4 protein-coding genes are annotated in these 6,000 nt (G+C 72.2%); 2 read left to right on the top strand and 2 right to left on the bottom strand.

Features of this window, described 5'->3' with window-relative positions:
* Positions 1-206 precede the first annotated feature (206 nt).
* A complete protein-coding gene (locus POL72_RS44860; RefSeq protein ID WP_272103054.1) occupies positions 207-1,220 on the top strand; it encodes a hypothetical protein in 1,014 nt (337 codons plus the stop codon).
* A 142-nt stretch (positions 1,221-1,362) separates the two neighbouring features.
* A complete protein-coding gene (locus POL72_RS44855; protein WP_272103053.1) occupies positions 1,363-2,643 on the top strand; it encodes a sigma 54-interacting transcriptional regulator in 1,281 nt (426 codons plus the stop codon).
* A 911-nt stretch (positions 2,644-3,554) separates the two neighbouring features.
* On the opposite strand, the gene POL72_RS44850 is transcribed toward POL72_RS44855, so the two are convergent.
* Together POL72_RS44850 and istA are read right to left on the bottom strand one after the other, a co-directional pair.
* Complete coding sequence (locus POL72_RS44850) at positions 3,555-4,316, bottom strand: ATP-binding protein (RefSeq protein ID WP_272101279.1); 762 nt, start codon at positions 4,314-4,316, stop codon at positions 3,555-3,557.
* A complete protein-coding gene (gene istA / locus POL72_RS44845; RefSeq protein ID WP_272103052.1) occupies positions 4,313-5,800 on the bottom strand; it encodes an IS21 family transposase in 1,488 nt (495 codons plus the stop codon). The genes POL72_RS44850 and istA overlap by 4 nt, the downstream gene beginning before the upstream one ends.
* Positions 5,801-6,000 lie beyond the last annotated feature (200 nt).

The raw sequence follows: 6,000 nt of genomic DNA, 5'->3' as shown, positions 1-6,000 counted from the left end.
GCCCGCCTCCGCCCCGCGCGACGAGCCCCCTCCCCTCGGGCCTGCCCTGGGAGCCGGTCGCTCGATCGCGATCGCGATGGGCAGCGCCGGGCGCGATCGCGATCGCGTGCGCGGGGCGAATCTCGGGCCTAAGTGATTGAATTTACATTGGATATCGTCGGCACACGGGCTGCTACGGGGGCGCTCGGAGAGGAGCCCCGATGTCGATGATGAGCCGAAATGCCTCCGATACGTCCGTCACGTTCTCCCTCGCGGAGCTCGCGAAGCTCGAGGAAGCGCGCGTGCGGGAAGAGCACCTCCAGCGCGCGAGAGCGCGCGAGAAGGAAGCCTGCGAGCAGCGCGAGGAGGAGGCGCGGCGGCGCGCTGCAGAGACGACGCGGGCCGCCGCCGAGGCAGAGGCGCGGGCGCGGCGCGAGCGGGAGCAGGCCGAGACAGAGGCGCGCGCGGAAGCGCGGGCGCGGGCGGAGATCGAGGTGGCACGCATCGAGGCCGAGGCGAAGGCGCGCCTCGAGGCGGATAACGCGGCGCGCGCGCACGAGCTGGCCGTCGTCCGCGCTCGCGCCGAGGGCCGGCGCCGCAGCCAGGCGCACGCGCTCGCCGCTGCGCTCGGCCTCGTGGTGTGCGGCGGCGCAGCGGCGGCCTACGGGGTCGCGCGGCACGTGGCAGGCCTCCAGCAGGAAGCACAGCAGCTCCGCGATGCACAGGCGGCCGTGGCAGCGGAGCGCGAGAGCGCGAGGGCGGCCGAGCTCGCGGCCCTCGACCGGCGCCACGCGGCGCTGCGAGGCCGGCCCCTCGCCCGCGACGCCGAGGAGGCACGGGCGACCGCGGAGGCGGCGCGGAACGCCCTCGATCCGCGGGCGCTGGACCACAACCGGCTGCGGGCGTTCGGGGACGCGCTCGATGCGCTGGAGACACGGTTCGACGCGCTCGAGAAGGTCGCGGCGCTCGATCGGCGCCACGCCGACCTCGCGGCATGGGCCGCCGAACGGCGGCGGCCCGAGGCCACAGCGGCGGCCCAGGTCGCCGCGGCGCGCGCGAGGACGCCGGGCGCCGACGAGGGCGCGATCCGCGCCTACGAGAGCGCGCTCGCTCAGCTGCGGGAGGCGCTCGCCCGGCCCGCAGCGCCGGGCTCGCGACCGCTGGTGGGGGTGGGATCCCGACAGCCGGAGTGCGCGAACCCGGGAGACCCGATGTGCGGGTTCGACGGGCGGCCTCTCTGAGGCGCTGAAGCCGCGATTCGCTGTGCGCTGAAGCCGCGATTCGCTGTGGGGAGCTGCGCTGCGCTGCGGGCGAACGACATCACCGTCGCCCCCCGGCGCGGCGCTTCCACGCTCCGGAGGTGCATGGCACCCTGCGAGGAGAATGGCCAAGGACGTGTCGAGCACCATCGAGCACCGGAGCCCGGTGCGGCCCGAGGCCGGGCGGCGGCGGCCAGCGCTGGTGTGCGCGTTCCCGCGGCCCATGGCGTTCCCGCTGCCCGACTCGGGGACCACCATCGGCCGCACCTGGCTCGCCGAGCGCGGCCTCGCCGACGAGGAGGTGTCAGGCAAACACCTGCGGATCGATCGCGCCGGCGGCGCGCTGCGCGTCGCGGACGTCGGGTCGCGCAACGGCACGTGGGTGAACGGGTCGAGGCTCGCGCCGCGCGACCTCACGCCGCTCGACGACGGAGCGGTGCTGAGGCTCGGGCGCGTCCTGTTCGTCTTCCGCGAGGAGCTCCTCGGCCCGCTCGATCCGGCGCCGCCCGTGGGCGGGCTCGTCGGGCCGTACGGCCTGCGCGCCGTGGCGCAGCCCCTCGCGGGCCTGCCGCGGAGCCGCCCCGGCAACGTGCTCATCGAGGGGGAGACCGGCGTCGGCAAGGAGCTCGTCGCGCGCGCCACGGCGGCGGCGCTCGGGCGCGCGGCGCCGTTCGCGGCGGTGAACGTGGCCGGCGTCGCCCGCGGCGTGTTCGAGTCCCAGATGTTCGGTCACGTGGCGGGGGCATTCTCGGACGCACGCAACGCCGCGCCCGGGATCGTCGTGGCCCACGACGGCGGGACGCTGTTCCTCGACGAGATCGGGGAGCTCGATCTCGATCTCCAGGCGAAGCTGCTGCGGCTCCTGGAGAACCGCGAGGTGCTGCCCGTCGGGGCGCAGCGGCCGGTCCACGTGAACGTGCTCGTCGTCGCCGCGACCCACAGGGACCTCGAGGAGATGGTGGCGCGCGGGGCGTTCCGGCACGACCTGTTCGCGCGGCTCGCGATGGCCCGCCTCCACGTGCCGGCGCTCCGCGAGCGGCGCGAGGACCTCTTCACCGTGGCGTGCGAGCTCGCGCGGCGCGCAGGCGTCGCGCTCCCGGCCGAAGCGGTCGAGGTCGAGGCCATGGAGCGGCTGCTGCTCGATCCCTGGCCGAGCAACGTGCGCGGGCTCGACGCGGCCCTCGCGGAGATGCGCCGCCTCGATCACGAGCCCGGGCTCCGACTGTGGGCCGTCGAGGAGGTGCTCGGGAAGGCGCCGGACGACCAGAAGACCGCGCTCACGCAGGAGCGCGTCGAGTCCGCCCTCGCGGCCGCCGGAGGCAACGTGACGTCGGCCGCGGAGCGGCTCGGCGTCTCGCGCGGTAAGCTGCTGCGCTTCCGCAAGCGCACACGACAAGGGGAGTGATCGCGCGGAGTGATCCCGCCTGGCTCCGGGTGTCAGAAATCCCGCCAGGATTTCTGCGACGACGCGGCGGACGCGGACGAAATATCAATAATTTCAATGCGTTCTATCTGATTCGCGGCCGGGTCGCTCGCCGGCGTGGCCCAACGCGGGCCCAATGAATAGGCGTTTGCGGGACTGCGCCCGAGCAGCAGCGGCGGCGAGGTCCCGGCGCAGTCCCGTAAACGTCGGGTTGGACCTGGCCGGTTCGCGGCCGGGCGGGGCGGCCGCGGGGTCTATGGAGATCCTGCCCGAGAAGGCAGCAGAGGGCGGGCGCGGCGGGGCTCGCACGCGTGGTGCATCCCGCCGCCACGACGTTGGGCGCAGACGTGCCGAGCGTGCCGAGACAGAGCGCGGCGCCGACGGAGGCCCAGCAGCACGCACGCCGCCGACGTGGACGGCGCAGAAGGCGGATCGATGCCTGGCCGTCGTGCTACGGAGGTGGTGTTGTCGCTTCTGCCCAGGCCAGCGATGCTCATGACGTGTCCGGAGGAGCAGCGGAAGAGGCGACGACGCACGACGGCAGCGGGCGGCGAGTCATCGCAGCCTGACCGCAGCGAGGACAGATGGACAGGTCGACCCCCGTGAGCGCGGCGAGCAGCGTGCACCAGTCGACCTTGACGACGTGGCGCGCAGAGGGCTCGTGAGAGCTGCCTTCCCGGGGCTCATCTCCCCCGACAGCGCGCTGCCCTGCACCTCGCGCCGCCAGGATCCTCGTGCGTGCCACCTCGAGCGTGGTGGTGGCGTGACACGCGGCCATTGTTGATGATCGCGGCAATCCGCGGGGGTTCGGTGAAGTTCACCGGTGAAATCCGCGCCCGGTGCCGGTGAAACCCGCATCCGACGCCGGTGAAGTTCACCGGTGAAGAGGTAGCTCAGTGCTTCTTGGCGCGGCGCTGCTTGATGCGGGAGGCGCTCAGCTCCTTGGCTTCCTTGAGCCGGTAGCTCTCGGCCTCGATCTCGATCACCTCGGCGCGGTGCACGAGCCGGTCGACGAGCGTGACGACGCAGGCGGCGTGCGGGAAGACCTGGCCCCAGTCGGAGAATGCCTTGTTCGTGCTGAGCAGGATCGGCTTCTGCGCGTCGTAGCGACGAGTGACGACCTCGAACAGCAGGTCGGCGTAGCGGCCATCGTAGGAGAGATAGCCGACTTCGTCGATGCAAAGAAGGGTGGGAACCGTGTAGCGGTGCAGCCGGCGCGCTAGCGCGGCCGAGGACTCCTGCGCGGCGAGGTCGGCGAGCATGTCGCTCGCGGTCGAGAAGCGGACCGTGTGGCCGCGGACGACGGCCTGGTGGGCGACGTTCTTGAGGATCATGGTCTTGCCGACGCCGTTGGGGCCGACGAGCACGGCGTTGTGGCCGGTGGCGATGAAGCCGGGAGCGAAGAGGTCGTCGACGGCCTCACGGTCGATTTTCTTGGGCCAGGACCAGTCGAAATCGGCCATGGGCTTGAAGGCGGCTACGCGGGAGTTTTTGAGGCGGCGTTCGAGGCTGCGCTTGTGGCGCTCGCGCTCCTCGATGGCGAGCACCTCGCGAAGCCAGGGCTTGTCGGCGAGCTCCTCCCAGCAGGCGAGCAGGCCAAACAGGCCGAGGCCCTTCAGGCGGGCCTTCGTCTCGGTGGGCGTCAGGTCGGTCATGGCGTTGAGTCCTTCTTCAGCGCGTCGTAGGTGGCGAGCGAATGCGGCGTGACGACGAGGTTGGCGTGCTGGCCGCGCGTGACGGGGATCGAGACCGGAGGCGGCAAGCAGCGCTCGGAGCGGTGGCGGTCGAGCACCTGACGGACGGCACCGACGTGGAGGGTGTCGCGCTCAAGCACCTCGACGAGGGCCTCTTCGAGGTCGGCGGCGCCGACGGCGTCGAGCAGTTGCAGGAGCCGGGCGATCGCGCTGCCGACGTTGCCGCCGCGCTCGGCGACGATGCGGAGGAATGCCTGGCTGCTGCGGGCGGCGCGGGCGAGGCGATCGAGGCCGCGGTGCTCGCGGGCGCGGCGCTTCTCGTCGGCGAGGCGCTGGAGGTGCTCGGGCTGCTCGATCTGCTGGCCGCGGTCCCACGAGCGGACGTGGGTCGCGATGATCTCGTTGCCATCGGCGATGCGCACCTGTTCGAGGTCGGCGAGGACAACGAGCGTGCGGCTGGTCCGGTCGTGGGGAACAGAGTAGTCGTTGAGATCGAAGCGCGCGTAGGGGGTCTTTCCGACCTCGACCTCGACGCGCTCGTGGGCTGGAAACGGCGTGTCAGGGTGCCCGAGCAGCACGCTGCGCTCGTCGTCAAAGGCCTGGCGCACGGTGCGGGCGCGGTCCTCGACCCAGGAGCGATCGAGCGCCGCGGAGCTGGTCCATTCGGTCGCTTGTCGGTTGAGGTCGCCGAGGTCGGCGTAGGTCCGAGCCTCGAAGAATGCCTCGCGGACGTAGCGGATGGCGCGCTCGACGCGGCCCTTCTCGTTGCCGCGGGCGACGGCGACGGGGCGCGGCTCGAAGCGGTAATGCGCCGACAGAGCCAGCAGTGTGGGGTGGAACCGGATCGCATCGCCGTGGCGCTCCACGACAGCGCTCTTGAGGTTGTCGTAGAGCAGCACGCGCGGGACGCCATCGAAGTCGGCGAACGCCTCGACGTGCCCGCGCACGAAGAAGGGCATCGCCGCGCCCGGGAAGAAGCGCAGGAAGAGCCGCCGCGAGTAACTGAGCACCATGATGAAGGCCCAGAGAGGGCGCAGCGCCCGGCCGACAGCCAGCTTGCCGAAGTGCGCCCAGTCGACCTGCGCTTGCTCGCCGGGCAGCGTGCGCAGCCGCTGGAATGCCTCCGCCGGCTTCTTGGGGCGGAGGCGGCCGATCACCCGGCGCAGATGATCGGGACCGCCCGGATAGCCGCGCTCCTTGAGCATGCCGAAGAGGCGACTCGAGCGCAGCGAGGGATACTTGCCGAGCTGCTCGACGATGAAGGGCACGAACGAGTCGACCATCGACGGGCGCGGCGCGACGACCTTCGGGTCGACGCCCGCTTGCCCGAGCACGCGCTGAACGGTGGTGTGGTGCAGCCCGAGCTGGGCGGCAATGGTGCCCACGGGCCACTTCTCGCCGTGGTAGAGGCGCAGAACCTCGGCCTCCTTCTCTTTCGCGATCACCGCCGCCTCCCGTCACCGCGGAGGCCCTTGTGGGACGCGGGGAGCGCGTCGGTGAACAGCTGACCGAGCGCGCCGCTCGCGCATGGCCCAGGGCGGAAGTCGCGCTCCGCAGAGCGAGCAGCGGCCGACATCTCGGATCCAATCGTCATCGTTGTCCTTTCGGCCGGGGGTGATCTCCGGCGCGAGCTGGGACATCGACG

This window comes from Sorangium aterium (assembly GCF_028368935.1).
In the GTDB taxonomy this organism is placed as follows: Bacteria; Myxococcota_A; Polyangia; order Polyangiales; family Polyangiaceae; genus Sorangium; species Sorangium atrum.
This window is presented reverse-complemented; position numbering and strand designations above follow the sequence as displayed.

Excerpts from the sequence above, each read along its gene's own strand:
- POL72_RS44860 (WP_272103054.1), top strand. The coding sequence starts at position 207 with ATGATGAGCCGAAATGCCTCCGATACGTCCGTCACGTTCTCCCTCGCG.
- POL72_RS44855 (WP_272103053.1), top strand. The coding sequence starts at position 1,363 with ATGGCCAAGGACGTGTCGAGCACCATCGAGCACCGGAGCCCGGTGCGG.
- POL72_RS44850 (WP_272101279.1), bottom strand. The coding sequence starts at position 4,316 with ATGACCGACCTGACGCCCACCGAGACGAAGGCCCGCCTGAAGGGCCTC.